The sequence below is a fragment of the Lentzea sp. NEAU-D7 genome (assembly GCF_026242055.1).
Lineage (GTDB): Bacteria > Actinomycetota > Actinomycetes > Mycobacteriales > Pseudonocardiaceae > Lentzea.
On the sequence record NZ_JAPJDL010000012.1, the window covers coordinates 171989 to 194234 of the forward strand.

Annotated in this window: 20 protein-coding genes; 8 read left to right on the forward strand and 12 right to left on the reverse strand. The window is 70.0% G+C overall.

Features of this window, described 5'->3' with window-relative positions; genetic code table 11:
* Window positions 1-15: 15 nt before the first annotated feature.
* The 6 genes from ORI60_RS24625 (at window position 16) to ORI60_RS24650 (ending at window position 9823) form a co-directional block, all read left to right on the forward strand.
* The gene (locus tag ORI60_RS24625; RefSeq protein ID WP_266040179.1) at window positions 16-2820 is read left to right on the forward strand and encodes an AfsR/SARP family transcriptional regulator; all 2805 of its coding nucleotides are present in this window, start codon (window positions 16-18) and stop codon (window positions 2818-2820) included.
* Between the two features lie 101 nt (window positions 2821-2921).
* Window positions 2922-3743, forward strand: a complete 822-nt coding sequence (locus tag ORI60_RS24630; RefSeq protein WP_266040181.1) for a DUF4097 family beta strand repeat-containing protein — start codon at window positions 2922-2924, stop codon at window positions 3741-3743.
* A 47-nt stretch (window positions 3744-3790) separates the two neighbouring features.
* On the forward strand, window positions 3791-6919 hold the full coding sequence (locus ORI60_RS24635) for a BTAD domain-containing putative transcriptional regulator (protein ID WP_266040182.1): 3129 nt from the start codon (window positions 3791-3793) through the stop codon (window positions 6917-6919).
* Window positions 6920-7011: 92 nt separating this feature from the next.
* Window positions 7012-8226 (forward strand): cytochrome P450, encoded by a 1215-nt coding sequence (locus ORI60_RS24640; protein ID WP_266040183.1) that lies wholly within the window; start codon window positions 7012-7014, stop codon window positions 8224-8226.
* A 53-nt stretch (window positions 8227-8279) separates the two neighbouring features.
* The gene (locus tag ORI60_RS24645) at window positions 8280-9065 is read left to right on the forward strand and encodes an ABC transporter ATP-binding protein (RefSeq protein WP_266040184.1); all 786 of its coding nucleotides are present in this window, start codon (window positions 8280-8282) and stop codon (window positions 9063-9065) included.
* Window positions 9062-9823 (forward strand): ABC transporter permease, encoded by a 762-nt coding sequence (locus tag ORI60_RS24650; protein ID WP_266040185.1) that lies wholly within the window; start codon window positions 9062-9064, stop codon window positions 9821-9823. Before ORI60_RS24645 ends, ORI60_RS24650 begins: the two co-directional genes overlap by 4 nt.
* Window positions 9824-9844: 21 nt before the next feature.
* On the opposite strand, the gene ORI60_RS24655 is transcribed toward ORI60_RS24650, so the two are convergent.
* On the reverse strand, window positions 9845-10510 hold the full coding sequence (locus tag ORI60_RS24655; protein WP_266040186.1) for a TetR/AcrR family transcriptional regulator: 666 nt from the start codon (window positions 10508-10510) through the stop codon (window positions 9845-9847).
* Window positions 10511-10611: 101 nt separating this feature from the next.
* On the opposite strand from ORI60_RS24655, the gene ORI60_RS24660 reads away from it, so the two are divergent.
* Window positions 10612-11529 (forward strand): SDR family NAD(P)-dependent oxidoreductase, encoded by a 918-nt coding sequence (locus tag ORI60_RS24660; protein WP_266040187.1) that lies wholly within the window; start codon window positions 10612-10614, stop codon window positions 11527-11529.
* 34 nt (window positions 11530-11563) lie between these two features.
* On the opposite strand, the gene ORI60_RS24665 is transcribed toward ORI60_RS24660, so the two are convergent.
* The 3 genes from ORI60_RS24665 to ORI60_RS24675 form a co-directional block, all read right to left on the reverse strand.
* Entirely contained in the window at window positions 11564-12301 is a 738-nt protein-coding gene (locus ORI60_RS24665) for a GH12 family glycosyl hydrolase domain-containing protein (RefSeq protein ID WP_266040188.1), read from the reverse strand.
* 206 nt (window positions 12302-12507) lie between these two features.
* Window positions 12508-12858 (reverse strand): hypothetical protein, encoded by a 351-nt coding sequence (locus ORI60_RS24670; protein WP_266040189.1) that lies wholly within the window; start codon window positions 12856-12858, stop codon window positions 12508-12510.
* Window positions 12858-13361 (reverse strand): SigE family RNA polymerase sigma factor, encoded by a 504-nt coding sequence (locus ORI60_RS24675; RefSeq protein ID WP_266040280.1) that lies wholly within the window; start codon window positions 13359-13361, stop codon window positions 12858-12860. Before ORI60_RS24675 ends, ORI60_RS24670 begins: the two co-directional genes overlap by 1 nt.
* Before the next feature lie 438 nt (window positions 13362-13799).
* Here ORI60_RS24675 and ORI60_RS24680 point away from each other — a divergent pair, with 438 nt between their 5' ends.
* A complete protein-coding gene (locus tag ORI60_RS24680) occupies window positions 13800-14627 on the forward strand; it encodes an NAD(P)H-dependent oxidoreductase (RefSeq protein WP_266040191.1) in 828 nt (275 codons plus the stop codon).
* 101 nt (window positions 14628-14728) lie between these two features.
* Here ORI60_RS24680 and ORI60_RS24685 read toward each other — a convergent pair whose 3' ends face one another.
* From ORI60_RS24685 to ORI60_RS24720, 8 genes are all read right to left on the reverse strand, one after another.
* Entirely contained in the window at window positions 14729-15718 is a 990-nt protein-coding gene (locus ORI60_RS24685; RefSeq protein ID WP_266040192.1) for a pectate lyase family protein, read from the reverse strand.
* On the reverse strand, window positions 15715-16707 hold the full coding sequence (locus tag ORI60_RS24690; RefSeq protein WP_266040193.1) for a pectate lyase family protein: 993 nt from the start codon (window positions 16705-16707) through the stop codon (window positions 15715-15717). The genes ORI60_RS24685 and ORI60_RS24690 overlap by 4 nt, the downstream gene beginning before the upstream one ends.
* A gap of 19 nt (window positions 16708-16726) precedes the next feature.
* Window positions 16727-17686: a pectate lyase family protein gene (locus tag ORI60_RS24695; protein WP_266040194.1), complete on the reverse strand. Its 960-nt coding sequence runs from the start codon at window positions 17684-17686 to the stop codon at window positions 16727-16729.
* A gap of 13 nt (window positions 17687-17699) precedes the next feature.
* Window positions 17700-18722, reverse strand: a complete 1023-nt coding sequence (locus ORI60_RS24700) for a pectate lyase family protein (RefSeq protein ID WP_266040196.1) — start codon at window positions 18720-18722, stop codon at window positions 17700-17702.
* Between the two features lie 368 nt (window positions 18723-19090).
* Window positions 19091-19480, reverse strand: a complete 390-nt coding sequence (locus ORI60_RS24705) for an STAS domain-containing protein (RefSeq protein WP_266040197.1) — start codon at window positions 19478-19480, stop codon at window positions 19091-19093.
* Window positions 19481-19639: 159 nt separating this feature from the next.
* Window positions 19640-20635 carry a methyltransferase gene (locus ORI60_RS24710; protein WP_266040281.1) on the reverse strand — a complete coding sequence of 332 codons (996 nt, stop codon included), beginning with the start codon at window positions 20633-20635 and terminating at the stop codon, window positions 19640-19642.
* Between the two features lie 9 nt (window positions 20636-20644).
* Entirely contained in the window at window positions 20645-21859 is a 1215-nt protein-coding gene (locus tag ORI60_RS24715) for a coproporphyrinogen-III oxidase family protein (protein WP_266040198.1), read from the reverse strand.
* Window positions 21856-22218, reverse strand: coding sequence for a hypothetical protein (locus ORI60_RS24720; protein ID WP_266040199.1), 363 nt, complete (start codon window positions 22216-22218; stop codon window positions 21856-21858). The genes ORI60_RS24715 and ORI60_RS24720 overlap by 4 nt, the downstream gene beginning before the upstream one ends.
* Window positions 22219-22246: the final 28 nt, after the last annotated feature.

Genomic DNA, 22246 nt, shown 5'->3' on the forward strand with positions numbered 1-22246 from the left:
CGGGGAGGAAGCCAGATGACGGTGCGGTTCCGTCTGCTCGGGGATGTCGGCGCACAGGTCCGCGGTGAGCCGATCGCCATCGGCTACGGGCAGCTTCGGTCAGTGCTGGCGGTGCTGCTGGTCGAGGCGAACCAGGTGGTGTCCGTCGACCAGCTGGTGGACCGGATCTGGAGCGGGCGCCGCCTTCCGCGCAAGCCGCGTGCCGCCGTTCAGCACAGCATGACCATGCTCCGCAACGCTTTGGCGCCCGCGGAGGGCGTCACGATCGTGCGCAGGTCGACCGGCTACCAGCTCACCGTCGAGCCGGAAAGCGTGGACCTGCACCGGTTCCGGCGGCTCGTCGACGACGGTCGCGCCGCCGAGGACGACGCCCGGGCCGCGACGCTGCTGGAGGAGGCGCTGAGGTTGTGGGGAGGGGAACCGTTCGCCGGACTGACCACGGCGTGGCTGGAATCCCTGCGCGCCACGCTGATCCAGCACCGCCACGCGGTCCGGCTCGAGCTCGTCGACGTCCAGCTCCGCCACCTGGCACGGCCCGAGCACGCCGCACTGCTGCTGCCCGACCTGGCGGAGTGGGCGGAGCAGAACCCGTTGGACGAACGCCTGGCGGGCCAGCTGATGCTCGCCCTGTACCGCAGCGGCCGCCCCGCCGACGCGCTGGACCACTACCAGCGGATGCGCAAGCGGCTGGCCGACGAGCTCGGCACCGATCCCAGCCCGCCGCTGCACCGTCTGCACGAGCAGATCCTGGTGACGGATCCGGCGCTGACCGTGCCGCGCAGACCGCCGATCGCGGTGCCGCGACAGCTTCCGGCCAAGCCGAGGCTGTTCTCCGGCAGAGCTCTCGAACTGGCCGAGCTCGACGCCGCACTGGGGCAGGACACCGTGGTGATCACGGCGGTCGGCGGGCTCGGCGGGATGGGCAAGACCTGGCTCGCGTCGCAATGGGCGCACCGGAACCTCGACCGGTTCCCCGACGGCCAGCTCTACGTCAACCTGCGCGGCTTCGATCCCACCGGCCAGCCGACGCCCGCCGCGGCGGTGGTGCGCGGCTTTCTAGACGCGCTCGGCGTCGCGCCCTCCGCCGTCCCCACCGGTGTGGACGCGCAGGCCGGGCTGTACCGGAGCCTCGTCGCCGGCAGGAGGATGCTGATCTTCCTCGACAACGCGGCGGACAGCGCCCAGGTGGCCCCGCTGCTGCCGGGGAGCTCGACCTGCGTCGTGCTGGTCACCAGCCGCCGCCACCTCAGCGGGCTGGTCACCGCGCACGGCGCGCGGGTGCTGAACCTGGACCGGCTGACCGACGAGGAGGCACGACGGCTTCTGGCGACCCACCTGGGCGAGGACCGGCTTGCGGCTGAACCCGGAGTGACGGCCGAGCTGCTGACCTGCTGCGCGGGACTGCCACTGGCGATCGGCATCATGGCCGCCCGCGCCACCGCGCACCCGGACTTCCCGTTGTCCGCACTGGTGGGAGAACTGCGAGAGCAGAGCGAGCTGCTCGACGCCCTGGACGCCGGCGAGGACCTGGCGAGCCTCCGCGCCGTGTTCTCCTGGTCCTGCAACGCTCTGTCCGCCGAGGCGGCTGCCGTGTTCGGTGCCGTGGGAATCGCACCCGGTGCGGACATCGGCCTGCCCGCCGTCGCGAGCCTCACCGCACTGCCCCCGGCCCGCGCCCGTGCCTGCCTGCGCGAACTGGAACAGGCGCACCTCGTCAGCCAGCACGCTCCTGGCCGCTACCGGATGCACGACCTCGTCCGGCTCTACGCGGCCGAACGCGCGCACCGCGACACCGCCGCGGTCGAGCGAGTGGTCGACTTCTACGCGCACACCGCGTACGCCGCTGATCGCACACTCGCTCCGCTGCGCCACGCGATCGCGATCGGTGCACCCGCCGAAGGCGCGGTCCCGCTCGGGTTCGAGGACGACACGGCGGCCGCGGAATGGCTGACCACCGAGCTCCCGAACCTCCTCGCGGCGCAGAAGCTGGCCGCGGAACAGGACCTGCACGCCCAGGTCTGGTACGTGGCCTGGTCGTTGGACACGTTCTTCCGCAGGCGGGGCGCCTACCAGGACGGCCTCACCACCTGGCGGGCGGCGGTGGCCGCCGCGGACCGCACGAGCGACAGGCATGCCCAGGCCATGACCCGAAGACATCTCGGCAACGAGTGCGGAGGACTGGGGCTCCACTCCGAAGGACTGCCCCTGCTCCACGGCGCTCTCGCCATCAGCGAGGAGACGGGCGACCTCCCCGGCCAGGCTCACGCCCACCACAAGCTCGCCAGTCTGTGGCAGGGCCGCGGCGACTACGGGCGGGCGTTGCAGCACTCCGTCCCCGCCCTCCGCCTGTTCCAGGACATCGGCCTGCCGGCCCAGGTGTCGTGGGCACACGCCCAGGTGGGCTGGGACCACGCCCAGCTCGGGAGCTACGAGCAGGCACGTACCCACTGCGAGGCCTCGCTGACGCTGGCTCGGCGCCATCGCGACCGCGAAGTGGAAGCGGACGCCCTCGACACACTCGGCTACGTCGCCCACCACACCGGCGACCTGTCCCAGGCCCTCGACCACTACCGGCGCGCACTCGCCCTGTTCCGCGAGATCGGGCACGACTACCTCGAAGCGAACGTCCTGGAGCGCCTCGGCCGCACCCACCACGACCTCGGACACCACGATCGGGCGCGAACGGCGTGGCTGCAGGCCATCGAGCTGTACCGGGCCCAGCGCCGGGTCAAGGACGCGGCCGACCTCCGGCAGCTCCTGGACGGCCGGTCCCCGGTGAGCAGCGGCAAGATCATCGGAGTGACGGGTCCACGGCCCTGACACCGGCGAAGCCGCCGGTGTCAGGGCCGTGACAGCCGTGTGTCCGCCCAGCTGGCGAACGTGGTCGCAACAACCACGAAGCCAGGCAAGGGAGACACGACATGCCCACGTTCACCACGCTGGAGCCGATCACGACGACGTTGACCACCGCCGGCGCCAGGGTCCGGATCATCGCGAGCGAGCGGCAGGACACGGTTGTGCGAGTCGAGCCCGTGAACAGCGCGAACTCCACGGACGTGAAGGTGGCCGAGAAGACCAGGGTCGACTTCTCCGGCGGCGTCCTCGCCGTCAAGACGACCAAGTCGGGTGACAAGAGCGGTTCGGTCGCCATCACGATCGAGTTGCCCGTCGGATCGGCACTGGTGCTGAACGCGGCGTGGACCGAGGTTCTCGCGGCCGGTCAGCTCGGCGACTGCGAGCTGAACCTCGCGTCCGGGCGCGTTCGGCTGGACCGCATCGGCGCACTGCGGGGGAATCTCGGGTCCGGTGGCGTCGAGATCGGTCATGTCGGCGGGGCCGCCGAGGTGGAAGGCAGCACCGCGGGGTTGCGGATCGGCGAGGTCGAGGGCGTTGTCCGGTACCAGGGCTCGAGCGGCGAGGTGTGGATCGGCCGCGCCCGCACCGACGTCGACCTCGGCAGCGCCGGCGGCAGCTTCGACATCGACGACGCCGAGGGCAGTGTCGTCGCCAAGGCCGCCGACTGTCCTATCCGGATCGGCAGGCTCACGCGCGGGCAGGCGGAGCTGATGAACGCCTCGGGTGGCATCGAGGTCGGCATCAGCGAGGGCATCACCGCGTCGGTGGACGCCAGGAGCACGAAGGGCCTCGTGCGCAGCTCCGTGGCCACGCAGGACGCCCCCGACGTCAAGGTCTACGCCCGCACCAGGCGCGACGACATCGTCATCCACCGCGTTGCCGCCTGAGGCCGGTGTCCGGGGGACTGCCGGCCGGCCGTGGCAGGATCGGGCGGGTGCAGATCGGGATTCTGGGGCCGTTCGAGGTTCGCGCGGACGACGGCACTCTCGCCGACGTGCCAGGAGCACGGCTGCGTGCACTGCTGATCGCCCTTGCGCTCCAACCGGGTCGCGTGGTCCCGAAGGCGGCGCTCGTCGACTGGATCTGGGGCGAGAACCCACCCGCTGACGCGGCGAACGCCTTGCAGCGCCTGGTATCCCGCCTGCGCAAGGCGCTGCCGGATCCGTCGGTGGAAGGGTTGACCGACGGGTATCGCCTAGCCGTGGATCCCGACGCCGTCGACGCGGTGCGGTTCGAACGTCTCGGCGCCCGTGCCCGTGGTGACGAGGGATCGCTGCGGGTGCAGCGGCTGCGTGACGCTCTCGAGTTGTGGCGGGGCCCCGCGCTGCAGGACGTCGGCTTGCAGGACAGCGAGGCGTTCGACGCCGCGGCCACCCGGCTCGAAGGGCTGCGCCTGACCGCCGTGGAGGACCGGTTCGACGCGGAGATCGGCCTCGGCCGGGGCGCGGAGCTGGTCTCCGAGCTGACCGACCTGGTGGCCGCGCATCCCTTGCGGGAGAAGCTCGTCGCCGCGTTGATGCGCGCCCTCGCCGCGGCCGGTCGCCACAGCGAGGCGCTGCTCGCGTACCAGCGCACGAGGGAGGCCCTGGCCGACGAGCTGGGCGTCGACCCCTCGCCCGAGCTGTCCGCGTTGCACGTCGCGTTGCTGCGCGGCGAGGTCGGGCGCCGGGAGGAGAACCGCAGGACCAACCTGCGTGCCGAGCTGACCAGCTACATCGGCAAGGACGCCGACGTCACCGCGGTGCGGGAGCTGGTCGCGGGTCACCGCCTCACGACCCTGATCGGACCGGGCGGCTCGGGGAAGACCAGGCTGGCCGGCGAAACCGGCCGCACCCTGCTCGGCGACCTGCCGGACGGGGTCTGGCTGGTGGAGCTCGCGCCCCTCGGCCAGGGGAGCGACGTGGCGCAGGCGACGCTCGCCGCTCTCGGTCTCCGGGACGCGCTGCTCGGTGAAGCGGTGAACGCGGAACCGGTGGAGCGGCTCATCACCGCGATCCGGGACCGCGAGGCGCTGATCGTCCTGGACAACTGCGAGCACGTGATCGAGTCGGCGGCGGCATTCGCCCACCGGCTGCTGGGGGAGTGCCGCCGGCTGCGCGTCCTGGCGACCAGCAGGGAACCGCTCGGCATCACCGGTGAGGCGCTGTGGTCGGTGGGTCCGCTGGCCCTGCCCGACGAGGACGCCGACTTCACCGCGATCGAGAACGCACCGGCCGTTCAGCTGCTGCGGGACCGAGCGGCCGCCGTGCGCACCGACCGTGTGGCCGACGCGGGCACGTTGGCGACGATGGCGCGCGTCTGCCGGGCACTGGACGGGATGCCGCTCGCGATCGAGTTGGCCGCGGCCCGGTTGCGCACCATGTCCCTCGACCAGCTCGCTACCCGGCTCGACGACAGGTTCCGGTTGCTGACCGGCGGTAGCCGCACCGCGCTGCCCCGGCACCGGACGTTGCGCGCGATGGTCGACTGGAGCTGGGAGCTGCTGACCGACGCCGAACGGGTGGTGCTGCGCAGGCTCTCGGTGTTCGCGGGCGGCACGAGCCTGGAAGCGGCCGAGCGGGTCTGCGCGGGGGAGGAGTACGAGGTCCTGGACCTGCTCACCTCCCTGACCGAGAAGTCGCTGCTGGTCGTCAGTGACGACGGCGCACCTCGGTACCGGATGCTGAGCACGATCAAGGAGTACGCCGCGCACCGGCTCGCCGAGGCGGGGGAGTCGGAACTGGCGCGGCGGGCGCACCTTGCCCACTTCACCGAGCTCGTGGACGCCGCGGCTCCGCACCTGCTCCGCGTCGAGCAGCTGACCTGGATCGCCACCCTCAACGCCGAGCACGACAACATCAGCACGGCGATGCGCGGTGCGCTCGCGGCCGGGGACGCCCACGCGGCGATGCGGCTCGCGGCGGGCGCCGGCTGGTACTGGTGGCTCGTCGGGCACAAGTCCGAGGGCCTGGAGCTGATCCTCGCGGCCACCGAGACGCCGGGCGAGGTGCCCGACGACATCCGGGCCTGGGTGTACGGCCTCGTCGTGACGTTCATCAGCTCCGGCCTGGGCGACGAACGCCAGGCCGCGGAGTGGGTCCACAAGACCTACGAGCTCTTCCGGCGCGGTCAGGCCCACCACCCGGTGCTGGAACTGATCGCCCCGCTGGAGCACATGTTGCGGGAGCCGGACGCGGGTCCGTCCGCGTGGACGGTGGCGCTGGACAGCGAGGATCCCTGGGTGCGCGCGTTGGGCCGGCTGCACCTCGGCAAGATGCGGATCGCGATGGGCCAGGCAGGGCGGGAGGCGGACGAGTTCCTGGAGGAGGCGCTCGTCGAGTTCCGGGTTCTCGGCGAACGGTTCGGGATCTCCTTCGCCCTGACCGAGCTCGCGGACCGGATCGCCACGCGCGGCGGGTTCGCCGAGGCGTGCGAGCACTACGAAGAGGCGATCACCGTCATCAGCGAGATCGGGGCCGTCGACGACGTCATCCGGATGCGTGCGCGGCAGGCCCAGCTGTACTGGCTGCTGGGCGACAAGGACGCGAGCGCGGCGGCGATGGCCGAGGCCGAGCGCTGTGCGGAAGGCGTCACCTGGCCGGATGCACTCGCCATGCTGGCCCTGGCGAAGGCGGACCTCGCCCGGTGGAGCGGCGACGCCGCAGCGGCGTACGAACAGCTCGGCGTCGCGACAGCCGTGTGGGGACCCGCAGGGAGGCAGGTGACCATCCGCGCCGCGACGCACGTCCTGTTCGGTTGCCTGACCGACGATCTCGACGAGGCCGGTGAGTTCCTGACCGGCGCGTGCCAGGCGGCGGCCGAGGTGGGGTACGCGCCCACGATCGCGCATGTGCTCGTCTCGGTCGCGGACCTGGCGCTGCGCCGCGACCAGCACGAACAGGCCGCGAAGCTGCTCGCGGCGAGCACCGCCGTGCGCGGACTGCCGGACCGTTCGCACCCCGACGCGGACCGGATCGAGCGGACAGCGCGAAGTCGTCTCGGCGACGCGGCGTTCGCCGAGGCGACTCGGGTGGGTGCGGAGACCGGCTGGACCGAGCTGGTGGCGGTCGCGCTCGCTCCCTGACACGCCCGGAACGGCCCGTGTCAGCGCCGTGTCAGTCCCGTGTTCGGCTCGTCGGTGACCGTGGTGGCGACAACCACCACGAAGGGAATCCGATGAGCCACACGGCTTCCGCGCTCCAGGGCCTGCCGACGGAACGCGACGCGGGCCCGTTCGACCCGCCCAGCCAGATCACCGCCGTGCGTGCGACCCGGCCCGTCAGCCCCATGGTGTTCCCCGACGGTCACGAGGGCTGGCTGGTCACCGGTTACGACGCCGTGCGCCAGGTCATGTCCGACACCCGGTTCAGCAACCGCCAGGACATCGGCGTGATCCACGTGCCGTACGAGACGCCGGGCATGCCGGCCGCCACCGAGCCGTCCCCGCAGACGCCGGGCCTGTTCATCAGCATGGACCCGCCGGACCACACCCGCCTGCGGCGCAAGCTCACCGGCGCCTTCACCGTCAAGCGGATGAAGCAGCTCGAGGAGAACGTCATCGCGATCACCGAGCGGCAGCTGGACGAACTGGCTCGCCTCACCCCGCCGGTCGACCTGGTTCGCGAGTTCGCGCTGCCGGTGCCGTCACTGGTGATCTGCGAGCTGCTCGGCGTCCCCTACGCGGACCGCGAGACGTTCCAGTCGAACTCCTCGAAGTTCATGGAAAGGGACGTGACCCTCGACGACAAGATCGCCGCGGTCGGCGCGATGTTCGGGTATCTCACCGAGCTGGTCACGGGCAAGCGCGCCGCACCCGGTGAGGACATCCTCTCCGACCTGGCCCGCGACGAGGACCTCACCATCGAAGAGCTGACCGGCATGGCGTTCCTGTTGCTGCTCGCGGGGCACGAGACCACCGCGAACATGCTGGCGCTGGGCACGTTCGCGCTCCTGGAACACCCCGCGCAGCTGGCCGAGCTCCGCGACGCTCCGGACCTGCTCCCCGACGCCGTCGAAGAGCTCATGCGGTACCTGTCGGTGGCCGACATCTTCTTCCGTTACGCCACCGAGGACGTCGAGCTCGGCGGCGAGACGATCGCCGAGGGCTCGACGGTCGTCGTCTCGCTGCTGGCCGCCAACCGCGACCCGCAGAGGTTCGAGAACCCGGACGTCCTGGATGTGCACCGCAAGGTCCGCGGTCAGGTCGCCTTCGGTCACGGCATCCACCAGTGCCTGGGCCAGCAGCTGGCCCGCATCGAGATGCGCGCCGGGTTCGCGGGACTGCTGCGCCGCTTCCCGGCTCTCCAGCTCGCCGTTCCCGCCGGCGACGTGAAGCTCAAGACCAACACGCACATCTACGGCGTCCACGAGCTCCCGGTCACATGGGCCTGAAACACCGCCTACTCAGGAGAAGCATGAACGTGCGTGACACAGGGGAGCGTCCAATGACGACACAACCCGCAATCCGGGTGCAAGGCCTGCAGAAGTCGTACAAGGCGCTGGAGGTGTTGCGCGGCGTGGACTTCGACGTGGAGCGGGGCAGCATCTTCGCGCTGCTCGGCTCGAACGGCGCGGGCAAGACCACCGTCGTGAAGATCCTCTCCACCCTGCTGAAAGCCGACGCGGGGACGGCCGGTGTCAACGGTTTCGACGTCGCGACGCAGGCCGCGGACGTGCGGGAGTCCATCAGCCTCACCGGCCAGTTCGCGGCCGTCGACGAGATCCTGAGCGGCCGGGAGAACCTGGTGCTGGTCGCCAGGCTGCGACACCTCGAGGGCCCCGGCAGGATCGCGGACGACCTGCTGGCCCGGTTCTCCCTGACCGACGCGGGCGCGCGGCGGGTGTCGACCTACTCGGGCGGCATGCGCCGCCGCCTCGACATCGCGATGAGCCTCGTCGGGAACCCGTCGGTCATCTTCCTCGACGAGCCGACGACCGGCCTCGACCCCGAGGGGCGCCTTGAGGTGTGGCAGGCCATCAGGGAGCTCGCCGGCCAGGGCACCACGGTGCTGCTCACGACGCAGTACCTGGACGAGGCGGAACAGCTCGCTGACCGGATCGCGATCCTGCACGAGGGCCGCATCATCGTGAACGGCACCCTCGCCGAGCTCAAGCAGCTGCTCCCGCCCGCGAAGCGGGAGTACGTGGAGAAACAACCGACCCTCGAGGACGTCTTCCTCGCGCTCGTCGGTGCCCGCAAGGACACGACGTCGACCGGGGAGCGACGATGACCAAACACTTCTTCATCGACACGACCGTCCTGCTGGGACGGTCACTGCGGCACATCACGCGCAGTCTGGACACCATCATCACGACCGTCATCACGCCGATCGCGATGATGCTGATGTTCGTCTACGTGTTCGGCGGCGCGATCCGGACCGGCTCCGCCTCGTACGTGAACTACCTGCTGCCCGGCATCCTGCTCATCACGGTCGCCTCAGGCATCTCCTACACCGCGTTCCGGCTCTTCCTGGACACGCAGAGCGGGATCTTCGAGCGGTTCCAGTCCATGCCGATCGCGCGGTCGTCCGTGCTGTGGGCGCACGTGCTGACCTCGCTGGTCGCCAACACGATCTCGCTCGTCATCGTCGTGCTCGTCGCGCTGCTGATGGGCTTCCGCTCGGGGGCGGGAGTGGCGGCGTGGCTCGCGGTCACCGGCATCCTGGTCCTGTTCACCCTGGCGCTGACCTGGCTCGCCGTCATCCCCGGTCTCACCGCGAAGTCCGTGGACGGCGCGAGCGCGTTCTCCTACCCGCTCGTCTTCCTGCCGTTCCTCAGCTCGGCCTTCGTGCCCACCGAGACCATGCCCGGCCCGGTGCGCGCCTTCGCCGAGAACCAGCCGGTGACGTCGATCGTCAACGCCATCCGCGCCCTGTACACGGAGCAGCCGGTCGGTACCGGCATCTGGATCGCCCTCGCCTGGTGCGTCGGCATCCTCGTCGTCGCCTACGGCTTCGCCACGCTCACCTACCGCCGCAAGATCTCCTGACGATTCTGGCGGCGGGTGGGCTCAGGAGCGAGGCAGGACGCCCAAGAGCGAGGTGGTGATGGCGATTCGCAGTGCGTCCCGCAGTTCGACGCGGTGGACCGCGAGTGCCGGTTCGGACTCGTAGACGGCCAGCAGGCTCGGCGGCGGCGAGGTGTAGGCGGACAGCGCGCCGGCCACCAGGAGGACGGTCAGGCAGAAGTGCTCGGCGTGGTCGCCGGCCTCGGGCAGGTACCGCCGCACGAGGCCGGCCATCACCGCGAGGTTGCCGAACGAGGCCCGCTTGTGCCGGCGGACCACCTCGACCGAGACGTTGTGCTCGAGCACCCCGCCCTGCGCGCCGTAGAGATCGCAGAGCGCGGTCTGGGCGGCGAGCGACCGGCTGAGCACGTCGGCCGTCTGTTCCGCCCGTTCCACGGCGGACCGGTCCAGGTCGACGCCACCGGCCAGTTCCTGCTCCAGTGCGGCCAGCCAGGTCGCCGTCCGGTCGTCCATCAGGTCGAGCAGCACCGCCTCGCGGGACTCGAAGTAGCGCAGCACCGCCGTCTTGGCCAGGCCGACCCGCCGGCTCAGCTCGTTCAGGGTCACCTCGGCCACCGGCATCTCGTCGAGCATCGCTGAGGTCGTCTCCAGGATCGCTCGACGCCGGACCTCGCGCTGCTCTTCGGTGCGTGCCCGCTGGAACGTCATGACACCGATCCTAGCTTGGGTACCGCCGGTACCTTGACAGTGTACCGGCGGTACATTAGCGTTTCCGCTGTAAGTTACCAGCGGTACCTTAGGAGACGGCGATGACGAACTGGACCGAGCAGCAGATCCCGCGCCAGGACGGCCGGGTGGCCGTGATCACCGGCGCCAACACCGGGCTGGGCTTCGAGACCGCACGGCGGCTCGCCGAGCGCGGGGCGGCGGTCGTCCTGGCCGTGCGCGACACCGAGAAGGGCGAGCTGGCCGCCGCCAGGATCAACGGGGACGTCTCCGTGCGGGAACTCGACCTGACCTCGCTCGAATCGGTGCGCGCCGCCGCGGCCGGCCTGCGCGCCACCCACCCGCGGATCGACCTGCTGATCAACAACGCCGGCGTGATGTACACCCCGAAGCAGACCACCCGCGACGGTTTCGAGATGCAGTTCGGCACCAACCACCTGGGCCACTTCGCACTGACCGGGCTGCTGCTCGACCTGATGCTGCCGGTGCCCGGCTCGCGGGTGGTCACGGTCAGCAGCACCGGTCACCGCATCCGCGCCGCCATCCACTTCGACGACCTGCAGTGGGAACGCTCGTACAGCCGGGCCGGCGCCTACGGCCAGTCGAAGCTCGCCAACCTGATGTTCACCTACGAGCTGCAGCGCAGGCTCGCCGCGCACGGCACCACCGTCGCGGTGGCCGCGCATCCCGGCATCTCCAACACCGAACTGGCCCGCAACACCCCGCCGGCCGCCCGCCGGCTGATCACCTGGCTCGCTCCGCTGCTCACCCAGCCCGCGGCGGCGGGCGCACTGCCCACCCTGCGGGCTGCCACCGACCCGTCCGTCCTCGGCGGGCAGTACTACGGACCCGACGGCCTGGCCGAGCGGCGCGGCCACCCGAGGGTGGTGACCTCCAGTCCCGACTCCTACGACCTGACCGTGCAGCGGCGCCTCTGGGCCGCATCGGAGGAACTCACCGGCGTGCGGTTCCCGGTGGGCCAGGAGGCCGCCGCGGTGTAGGTCGAGCCGCTCGCACGGCCTGGTCCTCCGCGGCTCAGCCGCTGACGGAGGCCGAGAAGTTGTCGACCGCCAGGCCGACGCCGCCGTTCCACGGCTCGAACCCGGCCTGGATGCTGGTGAGGTACCACGAGTTCGTGATCGCTCCGCGGGCGCGCACGTCGTTGATGAAGTCGAGCACGCTGAACGACCACGAGTTGATCGGCGACGGCGCGACGTAGGAGATGACGTTGTTGGAACCGTTGCTGCCGCGCCACACCTGCCAGTTGCGCCCGCCGATGGTGGTGCTGCCGATCGGCTGGATCGAGCCCTGGCGGTTGAACCAGATCATGATCTCCATCTGGTTCACGCCGTTGGTCTTCGGCGTGGGGTCGAGCCAGATGTCGTACGAGGCGTTGTAGGTGCCGCCGGCGTACCGGTAGTTGATCGACGACGTGGCGCTGCGGATCCGGCTGACCTGCATCGGCAACGTGGAGCCGGGGGAGCAGTTGGTGTAGTGGCAGCCGAGGAACGCCGACGGGTACGACACCGGCGCCCCGTTGGTCGGGGACGAGCCCTGCTGGCTGGTGATCTGGAAGCCGGACGACGTGACGTTGATGCACTGCTGGGCCGAGGTGCCCCACCTGTTGTTCTGCACCACGTAACGGCCCTGGATGGTGGTCGACCCGTACTGGTCGCAGATGGTCACGTCGGCGTGGGCCGGGCCCGCTGTCGCGACGAACGTGCTCGCGACCAGCAAACCCGCGGCGGCAACGGCACGGAAGGTCATTCGCATGACTACTCCAATGACAGGATTGTGGGAGCGCTCCCAATTTACCCGGATGTCAATAGGACGAGCAGATCGTCGAATGACCGCATGAACGTGCAGAAGAACAAATGCAGCTGGTCATGCCCGCAATTCCGCAGCGGTATTTCCTTTTCTGGGTACGTGCGAACTGTCGAAGACCGCGTCGATTCGACTTGCCCGGACGAGGCCGGCCGTCATGTCGCCGGTGGTGCCACGCCCGTGGTGGTGACAGGGAGGCCCGGCGTCGTGCGGTACGAGCCAGGCGCTCCCTTGGGAGTGGTGAGCACGCTGTCGGTCGTCGAGGCCGGTGTCCGCAGGGAGGGGCCTGGATCCACCGGTCTGCTGGGGGCGTCAGGCAGGAAGGCCAGCGCCAGCACCAGGACCCCCGCCGTGGCGACGACACTTCCCGCCACCGCTGCGCCACGGCGCCGCGACCGGTTCGCCTGGCTGCGCCGGATCAGGTCGGTGGCGGAGCTGGAACTCGGCGGCGCCGTCTGCGACCGCAGTGCGGAGAAGATCGCTCTCAGTTCGTCTTCGTGCACCATCAGGCCTCCTGCCGCGACCGGTCGAACCCGGGGCCGAGCTTGCGCCGCAACGTCAGCAGCCCCTTGCTGCTCTGCGACTTCACGGTGCCGGAAGAACAACCGAGCGCGGCGGCGACGTCCTCCACGCTCATGTCGTTCCAGTACCGCAGCACCAGCACCGCACGCTGGCGTGCGGGCAAGGTGGACAACGCCTCCCACACCACGAGGCCGTCCTCGGCACCGGGCGCGGTGAAGATCTCCTCGGGAGGTGCGTCGGTCAGCTCCTCCCTGCGCCAGCGCAGGCGTCTGCGTTCGGCGAGGAAGGTGCGGACGACGACCTGCCGCAGATATGCCTCGATCCCGCTGCGGTCGGCCAGCTTCGGTCCGGCCTGGTAGAGCTTCATGAACGCCGACTGCATCACGTCCTCCGCCTCGTGCCAGTTGCCGCACAGCAGATAAGCGGTGAACCGCATGGAGTCCGCGCACCGGTCGAAGAGTTCGGCGAACTCGGTTTCCCAGCTCAGCGTCGTCCCCCATCCGGTGGCCGCGGTGGCGAGGGCGACACAGGGGCAGGCGTCCTCTGCCACGTCATGTCGTCCGTGCGGACCACTGTGGGACGCTGCTCCTGAGGTCGTTCGGCGTCGCGGAGCGCGAGCACCGGAATCGCGACGACCACCAGGGCGAGCAGGAACACCGCCACCGCGATCACCTGGCCCACTCGCACCGCGGCTCTCCCCGGGGATCAGTGGCGCCCCAGCAGACGCCCTCACCCTTATCCATGCGATGGGAGGCCGGTTTGGTTGCCCGTCCTCTGTGGATCGCGGGGTGACTTCTCGACCCGCGGTTCTCGATGACGCGGACGTGCACGCATGAACCTCGGACGTTCGCTCATTCCGCGGCACGCTTGTCTGGACTTCACTGCAGAGTGTGATGACGAGTCCACCGACGAACCGAGGTGACACATGACCATCTCTCATCCGCCGAAGCCGGGGAACGCCCTGTGGGTGTACGCGCACCCGCGCCGTGACTCGCTGAACGCCCGTCTCCTGCAAGCCGGGACCAAGGCGTTGTCGCAGCGGTACGAGGTGGCGGTGTCGGATCTTCACGCCCAGGGCTTCGACCCTGTGCTGTCCGAACGTGACCTGGGAGATCTCGCGGATCGTCCCGGCAACATCGCCGCGCTGGCGGGGGAGGCCTACACCGCGGGGCAGCTGCCTGCCGACGTGCGGGAGGAGCAGGCCAAGCTCGCGGCGGCCGAGCTGCTCGTCGTGCAGTTCCCGCTGTGGTGGTACGGCCCGCCGGCGATCCTCAAGGGATGGTTCGACCGGGTGCTCACCAGCGGGTTCGCCTACGGCGATCTCGATCCGGAGCTCGGCGTGCCGCGCCGGTACGGCGATGGCGGGCTGGTCGGGCGCAAGGCGCTGGTCGTGGTCACCGCCGGCGAGGACGAGCGCTCCATCGGTCCGCGCGGGATCAGCGGCGACCTCGACTCCCTGCTCTTCCCGATCACCCACGGTGTTCTCTGGTACGTCGGAATCGAGGCACTGGACCTGCACGTGGTCCACGACGCCGATTCGCTCAGCCCTGAAGAGGTCGAACACCAGGTCGAGCGCCTGGTCACCAGGGTCAGCGGTGTCGCCGACGAGGAGGCGCGCCTGTTCCGGCGCCTGCGCGACGGCGACTACGCGGGCACGCGCGCACTGCGGGAGGACCTGATGCCCGGCCGCACCGATCTGGGGATCCACCTGGCAGGGCGGAAGTCCGCCCACGTCGCCGCCGAGCCGCGGTAGACGCAGTCTCCGTCCGCGACCGCGGTGGCGGAGCCGCAGCGGCGTTCGACGACCCGTACGGCGACGTGCGGGCGGCCCACAGCCGCCCGCACGTGCGGGGCTCAGATCTTGCCGGTACCCGCGCCCTGGGTCACCAGCGTTTTCACGTTCGCCGGCGTGTCCAGGGTGTAGGCGTAGTAGCGGCGCGGGTCCTCCACGCTGCCGCCCACCACCGGTTTGCCGCTGTTGACGTAGACGTTGTCCCGCTCGACGATGCTGCCCTTCGGGCCCGCGTAGCTGTTCGTCATCGGCTCCTCGACGTTCTCGAAGTAGTTGCCCTCGACCCAGCAGCCGGACTTGTTCTGGCAGGCGACGCCCGTGTCGCTGTTGGCGACGTAGTAGTTGTTGAACACGTGCACCGGGTTGCCGAAGCGGGTGCGCGGGTTGCGCTGCGGCGTCCGGTCGAAGAAGTTGTGGTGGTAGGTCACCTTGAGGTACCCGGTGTCCTGCGCGGCGTTGCCGTCGTCGTGGCCGAGCAGCATGTTCTTGGTGTGGTGGTGGGTGTGGTTCCACGACACGGTGACGTAGCTGGACCCGCGCTTGATGTCGATCAGGCCGTCCTTGCCCGCGGACAGGTCGTTGTGGTCGATCCAGACGTGGTGGGAGAACATCTGCACGTTGATCGAGTCGTCGCTGGCGTTGCGGAACACCAGGTTGCGGATGATCACGTTGTGCACGGCGTTCGCCGGGGGAGTGGTCACCGAGCTGACCGGCAGGCCGATGTTCAGCCCGCCGCCGGTGATGCCGGAGCTCGCGCCGACGCCGATGATCGTCTTGTCGGAGGAGACGTCGTACATGCCCGCCGTCAGCGTGATCATGCCCTGCACGCGGACCACGCGCGGTCCGTCGGCTTTGATGGCAGCGGTGAAGTCGGCCGCCGTGGAGACGGTGACCTCCGGTCCGCCCGCGCCGCCGGTGGTCCCGTTCTGGCCGAGCGCGTTCACCGAGGCGAACCCGATGGGCGCGGCCTCGGCGGACGCGGGCGCGGTGGCCACCGACGTGACACCGCCGACGAGCACCGCGGCGAGCGCGAGAGCGCTTGTCCTCCTCATGAAGTCCTCCGTTGGACTCGGCCGACGCCCGCGCCCGCGGTGACGAGCGCTGGTACGTCGGCGGCGTTGTCGAGCGAGTAGGCGTAGTAGGTGCGGGGTTCGACGACGGTGCCGAGCGTCTGCGGGGTGCCGGAGCCGGCGTAGACGTTGCCGCGTTCCACGACGCGGCCCGGCTCGCTCTTGTCGTAGCCGGACAGGATCGGGTGGGCGACGTTCTCGAAGTAGTTGGCCTCGACCAGCACCCCGGCGTCCTCTGTGGACGCGACGCCGTAGAGGGAGTTGCCGCGGTAGTAGTTGTTGTAGACGTGAACGGGCTCGCCGAACCGCACGCGCGGGTGCCGCTGGTCGGTGCGGTCGAAGAAGTTGTGGTGGTAGGTGACGCGCAGCTTGCCGCGGTCGGCGGTGTAGGTGTCGGAGTGGCCCAGCAGCGCGGCCTTGCTGTGGTCGTGGAAGTGGTTCCACGACACCGTGACGTAGTCGGACTGCCGCTTGATGTCGAGCAGGCCGTCGTAGCCGCGCGACAGGTCGCAGTGGTCGATCCACACGTGGTGCGCGGAGTTGGTGACGCTGATGGAGTCGTCCGAGGCGTCGGTGAAGCGCAGGTTGCGGATGATCACGTTGTTGCCGGGCCGGGTGGTCGAGCCCAGTTGCAACCCACCGCCGGTGATCTCGGCGGTGGAGCCGATCCCGAAGATCGTCTTGTTCGCGACGACGGTCAGCATGCCGTCGACCTCGATGCGGCCGGACACCGAGATGACGTAGGGCTCCTTGCGCCCGACGTAGTCCCGCAGCGCCGCCGCGGTCGTCACGGTGACGGCCTGGCCGCCCGCGCCGCCCGTGGTCCCGTTCTGGCCCAGCGCGGTCACGCCCGCGAAGCCGTCGGCCACGGCGTCGGCGGCCGGGCCGGCCCACGCGGTGCGCGTCGTGGTGGCGGCGAAGGCGGTCAGCGCCGTGCCCGCGAGCAGCCGTCGTCGGTTGATGGGGCTCATGGTGGTCCTCCGCGTCCTGTCAGATCCGGCCGACGCCGACGCCCGCCGGAACGGTGCTGGGAAGGCTGGCGGCGCTGTCGGGGGTGTAGGCGTAGTAGGTGCGCGGCTCCACCACGGTGCCGAGCGTCTCGGGCGTGCCGGAGCGGACGTAGAGGTTGCCGCGCTCGACCACGCGCCCCGGCCCGCTCTCGTCGTAGCCGGAGTAGATCGGGTGGGGGACGTTCTCGAAGTAGTTGGCCTCGACCAGCACTCCCGCGTTCTCGGTCGACGCGACGCCGTAGAGGGTGTTGTTGCGGAAGTAGTTGTTGTAGACGTGGATCGGCTCGCCGAAGCGGACCCGCGGGTGTCGTTGCGCGGTGCCGTCGAAGAAGTTGTGGTGGAACGTCACCCGGAGCCTGCCGGTGTCCTGGCCCGCGTTGGAGTCGGAGTGGCCGAGCAGCGCGGTCTTGCTGTGGTCGTGGAAGTGGTTCCACGAGACGGTGATGTAGTCCGCGCCGCGGACGATGTCGATCAGCCCGTCGGCGCCGCCGCTGAGGTCGCAGTGGTCGATCCAGACGTGGTGCGAGGACTGCTGGATGCTGATCGCGTCGTCCTCCGCGCCGGTGAACCGGAGGTTGCGGATGATCACGTTCTGCCTGCGGTACAGGTCGAGGCCGCCGCCGGTGATCTCGGCGGAGGATCCCAGCCCGATGATCGTCTTGTTCGACCGCACGCCCTGCTTGCTGCTGATCCGCATCACCCCGTCGACCTGGATGACGTACGGCTCGTTGCGGTCGCAGTAGTCCAGGAACGTGTCCGCGTCCCGCACGGTGACGACCGGGCCGCCCGCGCCGCCGGTGGTGCCGTTCTGGCCGAGCGAGTTCACCCCGGCGAAGCCGTCGGCGGTGGCGAGCGGGGCCGCCCACGCGGGCCTGGTGGTCGTGGCCAGCGCGGTCGCGGCGGCACCCGCGAGGAGCGCCCGCCTGCTGATGCTGCTCATGTGCCCGTCCTCCTCAGACTCGGCCGACACCCGCGCCGGCCGGCACGACGGTCGGGACCTCGACGGCCCGGTGCGGGGTGTAGGCGTAGTAGGTGCGCGGCTCGACGACGGACCCGCGCACCTCGATCTCGTGGTTGCACTCGACGAGGACGTTGTCCCTGGCCACCATCCGGCCGAGGTCACCGCTGAAGTCGACCCGGCCGGGGTTGTTGACGCTGAAGAAGTAGTTGCCCTCGAGCACCACGCCCGCGTTCATCGCCGACGCGACGCCGTAGCTGTTGTCCCGGTAGTAGTTGTTGTAGACGTGCACCGACTCGCCGAAGCGGACTCGCGGGTTGCGTTGATCGGAACCGTCGAAGTAGTTGTGGTGGTAGGTCACCCTGAGGCGCCCGACGTCCTGCGCCGAGTTGTCGTCGTCGTGCCCGAGCAACAACGTCTTGTCGTGGTCGTGGAACCTGTTCCAGGAAACGGTGATGAAATCGGATCCGCGTTTGATGTCGACGGCTCCGTCATCACCGTTGGAGAAGTCGTTGTGGTCGATCCAGACGTGGTGGCTGAACATCTGCACGTTGATCAGGTCGTCGGTCGCGCCGGTGATCGACAGGTTCCGGATGATCACGTTGTGCACCGCGTTGGCGGGCGGCGAGACCACGTCGTCGTCGACCGGGAGCCCGATGTTCAGCCCGCCGCCGACCAGCCGGGCGTCACCGCCGAGGCCGACGATCGTCTTGTCGGAAGCGACGTCGTGCATCCCGTCGCTGGTGCCGGTGGGCAGCGCGATCGTGCCCCGGACCTGCACCACCAGCGGTTCCGGTCGAGCGATGTAGTCCAGGAACTGCGCGGTCGTCGTCGCCGTGACCACCGCGCCGCCCGCCCCGCCGGTGGTGCCGTTCTGGCCGAGCGAGTGCACCCCGGCGAACCCGTCGGCGGTGGGCCCGGCCGCCGTGGCGGGCGGCGCTCCGGCCGCCCCGGCCACCACGGCCACCGCTACCGCGACCCGTGCGAGGGCGCGTTCGTACCCGGCGTGTGTCCGCATTCGGGTGGTCCTTTCGGGAATACGGCTCGCGCCGCGGCAGCGTTGTGAAATCGCTTTCCTGAATCGGACCATAGGACTTGTGTTTCCGGCGTGTCAACGCCGCATCACATATGAGAACCGGTTCACATACGTGGTCTTTCTGATTGCTTTCAGCAGATGTTCGGGTAGGCCTTTCAGTCGATTAATTCGACGTTGTGCAGAATGCTGTCGAATGCATTCGACTGGAGTGGGCGGCGCCGGGTTCACGGCAGGCGCCGAGCCGGCTCGTCCACGAGGCGTCGTCACGCTGCCGGTGCACGCCGGTCCACCGGCAGCGCCTCGATCGAAGTCCTTCCGGGTGTGGTGGTCACGAACGGTGCGGCACGTCGCTAGCCGGGCTTCTCGGACGACTCCCGTTCCTCCCGGACCAACTTCACCGCCTCGTCGACCGACTGCGCCAGCGGCAGCACCTGGCTCAGGGCGCTGGCCATCATGGGACGCACGGCAGCGGCCTGAGCAGCCACGATGACGAGCTCCACGCCTTCGCGCTGTGACCGTGCGTTGAGCTCCAGCAGCATCGACAGCGCGGAGGAGCCCATGAAGTCCACGGCCAGCTCGACGACCAGCCCGGCCGGACGCTTGTCCACCTGGTCGAACAGGGCTGTCCCGATCCCGTCGACGCTGATCATGTCGAGTTCGCCGCTGATCACGGCCACGACCACGCCGTCGTGATCACTGGTCTTCATCCCGGCTGTTGACGCCGTCTCGCCTGCGGTCACCGAACACCTCACTCAGATATCTGCACCAGTCCGTTCTCGATGCTACGAACCATGGTGCGTCACGGCACGATCATCGGCATTTCACCGATCGTGAGCCGAGACTCCTGCAGACACCTCTTCGGGAGTCACCCGCGCCCGGAGACCGCGGAACGGCGCAGGTCAGGGCACAACGCACTCGATGACCGCGTTCCCCCAGTCCAGCGGCGGCAGGGGCGTGACCGTCCTCAGCTCGAGACCCGCCCGGCGCGTCAGCGCCGCGAACTCCGCCTCGGTGCGTTCCTTGCCGCCGAAGTACACCAACATGCACATGTCCATCCGCGTCACCGCGCGCTGGTCCCGTCCGCTGCCGGACACCAGCTCGCACAACAGCACGCGCCCGCCAGGCCCGGCGGCCTCGGCGCACCGGCTCAGGATCGCCACCGCCGAGTCGTCGTCCCAGTCGTGCACGATCGAGCTCAGCAGGTAGGTGTCGGCACCTCGTACGGGCAGCGGCTCGAAGAAGTCACCGGCCACGAACGCGGCCCGCTCACCCAGCGGGGACAGCACCTCCGCGGCCGCGGCCGCGGAGGTCGGCCGGTCGATCACCGTGCCGCGCAGGTGCGGGTGGGCGGCCAGCACGCAGGACAGCAGCGTTCCGTTGCCGCCGCCCACGTCCACCAGGTGCGTGGTGGTGCTCCAGGGAAGAGACGCGAGCGAGGACGCCGCCCAGGACCGCTTGCCGCCCATCAGCCCGTCGTAGTCCGCGGCGAGCCCCGGGACGGTCGCCAGGTCGTCCCAGAAACCCCGGCCGTGCACCAGCGGATAGCCGGGTTCGCCGGTGCGCACCACGTCCAGCAGCGCGGCGAACGCCAGGTCCGCGCGGCCGATCGGGCCGGTCAGGTCCAGCCACGAGCGCAGCCGTTCCGGCCGGTCGTCCCGCAGCAGCGCGGCGGCGGGCGACAGGCCGAACACGCCGGGCGCCGGTTCGGTGAAGATCGAGTGGGCGACCAGGTAGCGCAGCAGCCGCACCAGCGCCGCCTCGTCCACCGAGGTGGCCGCCGCCAGGGCGGCGGAGGTGCGGACGCCCTCGGCGATGCGGTCGGCCAGCCGCAACGTCGCGGCGACCCGCACGGCCATCGGTGTCACCAGGTCGGTGGCGTCCAGCAGCACCCGCATGGCGTCCACTCAGGACACCCAGCCCATCGCGGCGAACGTGCGCGACAGCACGTCCGAGCGGTCGGCGTCGGCGATGCGGATCCCGTCGCGGTCGACCACCAGATCACCGAACCTCTTGACCTGCCGGAGGAACGCGTTGAGCTCCGGTTCCTCGCAGGCGGCGCGCAGCGCGACGCCCGTGCGGCGCTGGAAGGTCACCGCGTCGATGCCCTCCGCTGTGCTGAGGGCTCTGGGCAGCCACTGCACCGTCAGCGACTCCGCCGCCGCGGGCAGGTTCACCTCGAACGCGCCGGGATCGCTCGTGAAGTCGCGCATCCGGCCGCGGCCGTTGAGCAGGTAGCGGTGGTTGATGAGCGAGTTGGCGCCGGTGCCGAAGCCGATCCAGTCCATGCGCAGCCGGTAGTAGGCCTCGTCGGCCAGGCAGCGCGGGGCGCCGAAGTACGACACGGCGTACTCGGGGTGACCCGCCTCGGTCAGCAGGTCCGCGGCCAGCCGGTAGGACTTCAGCTGGTGTTCCAGCTCGATCTCGATGCCCGCGCGCTGGATCTGCTTGCGCATCACGGTGCCCTCGGTCGCGCGGTAGGCGTAGACCGAGAAGTGGTTGACCGGCAGTTCCAGCGCGCGGCGGACGGTGTCCCGCACCTCGGCCAGCGTCTGGTCCGGGAAACCGACGATCAGGTCGATGTTGATGTTCTCGAACCCGGCGGCGCACGCGGCCTCGACGCTGGCGACCGCCTGGTCGGCGGAGTGCGCACGGCCGATGCGGCGCAGCCGGTTCGTGTCGAAGGACTGCACACCGAGGCTGACCCGGTCGAAGCCCAGGTCGCGCAACAGCTTGAGCTTCGGCAGGTCGACCGACTCCGGGCTGCCCTCGATGGTCGCCTCGGCCACTGTGGACAGGTCGAACTCGGCGGCCAGGCAGGAGTACGTCTCCTCGATCTCCCGCTCGGTCAGCACGGTCGCGGTGCCACCGCCCCAGTACATCACCTCGCTGCGGTAGCCGGCCGCGCGCAAGGCGGGCGCGTGCGTGCGGATCTGCGTGCGCAACGCCTCCAGGTAGTCGATGCGGCCCGACGACACCGGGGTGAGCCGCAGGTCCGCGATCGGCACGTCGACGACCCAGTCGCAGAAGTGGCACTTCGAGTTGCAGAACGGGATGTTGACGTACAGCAGCAACGGCTCGTCCACCGCCCTCGCGGGCACCGGCAGTGATTCGGTGCTCATGGGCGATCTCCCGCCATGCTCAGGCCGTGCCGGGCGAGCTCTTCGACGCCTGCGGCACCCGCGGGCCCGGTGACGAACGCTTCCAGGTCCAGGAACTTGACCGACGTCGGCCGGGTGCCGACCGGACCGGTGGCACCGTTGGGCAGCAACGGAATCTTGTCCCGGTCGAACGACGACATCGACTCCACCAGGTACACCGCGCCCCAGAGCCGCTTGCGTTCGTCGGAGAACCAGGCCTTGAACCGCATCCCCTCGAGCTTGGAGTAGTCGTCCGCCGCGCGGTCGTGCACCCAGGTGCGCAACTCGGCGAACGAGACGTCGGAGTCCTTGAGGTCGAACGCGACGATCACCACGTACACGGCGGCTCCTCCCAGGTCACAACGATCA

Excerpts from the sequence above, each read along its gene's own strand:
- ORI60_RS24625 (WP_266040179.1), top strand. The coding sequence starts at position 16 with ATGACGGTGCGGTTCCGTCTGCTCGGGGATGTCGGCGCACAGGTCCGC.
- ORI60_RS24630 (WP_266040181.1), top strand. The coding sequence starts at position 2,922 with ATGCCCACGTTCACCACGCTGGAGCCGATCACGACGACGTTGACCACC.
- ORI60_RS24640 (WP_266040183.1), top strand. The coding sequence starts at position 7,012 with ATGAGCCACACGGCTTCCGCGCTCCAGGGCCTGCCGACGGAACGCGAC.
- ORI60_RS24645 (WP_266040184.1), top strand. The coding sequence starts at position 8,280 with ATGACGACACAACCCGCAATCCGGGTGCAAGGCCTGCAGAAGTCGTAC.
- ORI60_RS24650 (WP_266040185.1), top strand. The coding sequence starts at position 9,062 with ATGACCAAACACTTCTTCATCGACACGACCGTCCTGCTGGGACGGTCA.
- ORI60_RS24655 (WP_266040186.1), bottom strand. The coding sequence starts at position 10,510 with ATGACGTTCCAGCGGGCACGCACCGAAGAGCAGCGCGAGGTCCGGCGT.
- ORI60_RS24660 (WP_266040187.1), top strand. The coding sequence starts at position 10,612 with ATGACGAACTGGACCGAGCAGCAGATCCCGCGCCAGGACGGCCGGGTG.
- ORI60_RS24665 (WP_266040188.1), bottom strand. The coding sequence starts at position 12,301 with ATGCGAATGACCTTCCGTGCCGTTGCCGCCGCGGGTTTGCTGGTCGCG.
- ORI60_RS24670 (WP_266040189.1), bottom strand. The coding sequence starts at position 12,858 with ATGGTGCACGAAGACGAACTGAGAGCGATCTTCTCCGCACTGCGGTCG.
- ORI60_RS24680 (WP_266040191.1), top strand. The coding sequence starts at position 13,800 with ATGACCATCTCTCATCCGCCGAAGCCGGGGAACGCCCTGTGGGTGTAC.
- ORI60_RS24685 (WP_266040192.1), bottom strand. The coding sequence starts at position 15,718 with ATGAGGAGGACAAGCGCTCTCGCGCTCGCCGCGGTGCTCGTCGGCGGT.
- ORI60_RS24690 (WP_266040193.1), bottom strand. The coding sequence starts at position 16,707 with ATGAGCCCCATCAACCGACGACGGCTGCTCGCGGGCACGGCGCTGACC.
- ORI60_RS24695 (WP_266040194.1), bottom strand. The coding sequence starts at position 17,686 with ATGAGCAGCATCAGCAGGCGGGCGCTCCTCGCGGGTGCCGCCGCGACC.
- ORI60_RS24700 (WP_266040196.1), bottom strand. The coding sequence starts at position 18,722 with ATGCGGACACACGCCGGGTACGAACGCGCCCTCGCACGGGTCGCGGTA.
- ORI60_RS24710 (WP_266040281.1), bottom strand. The coding sequence starts at position 20,635 with ATGCGGGTGCTGCTGGACGCCACCGACCTGGTGACACCGATGGCCGTG.
- ORI60_RS24715 (WP_266040198.1), bottom strand. The coding sequence starts at position 21,859 with ATGAGCACCGAATCACTGCCGGTGCCCGCGAGGGCGGTGGACGAGCCG.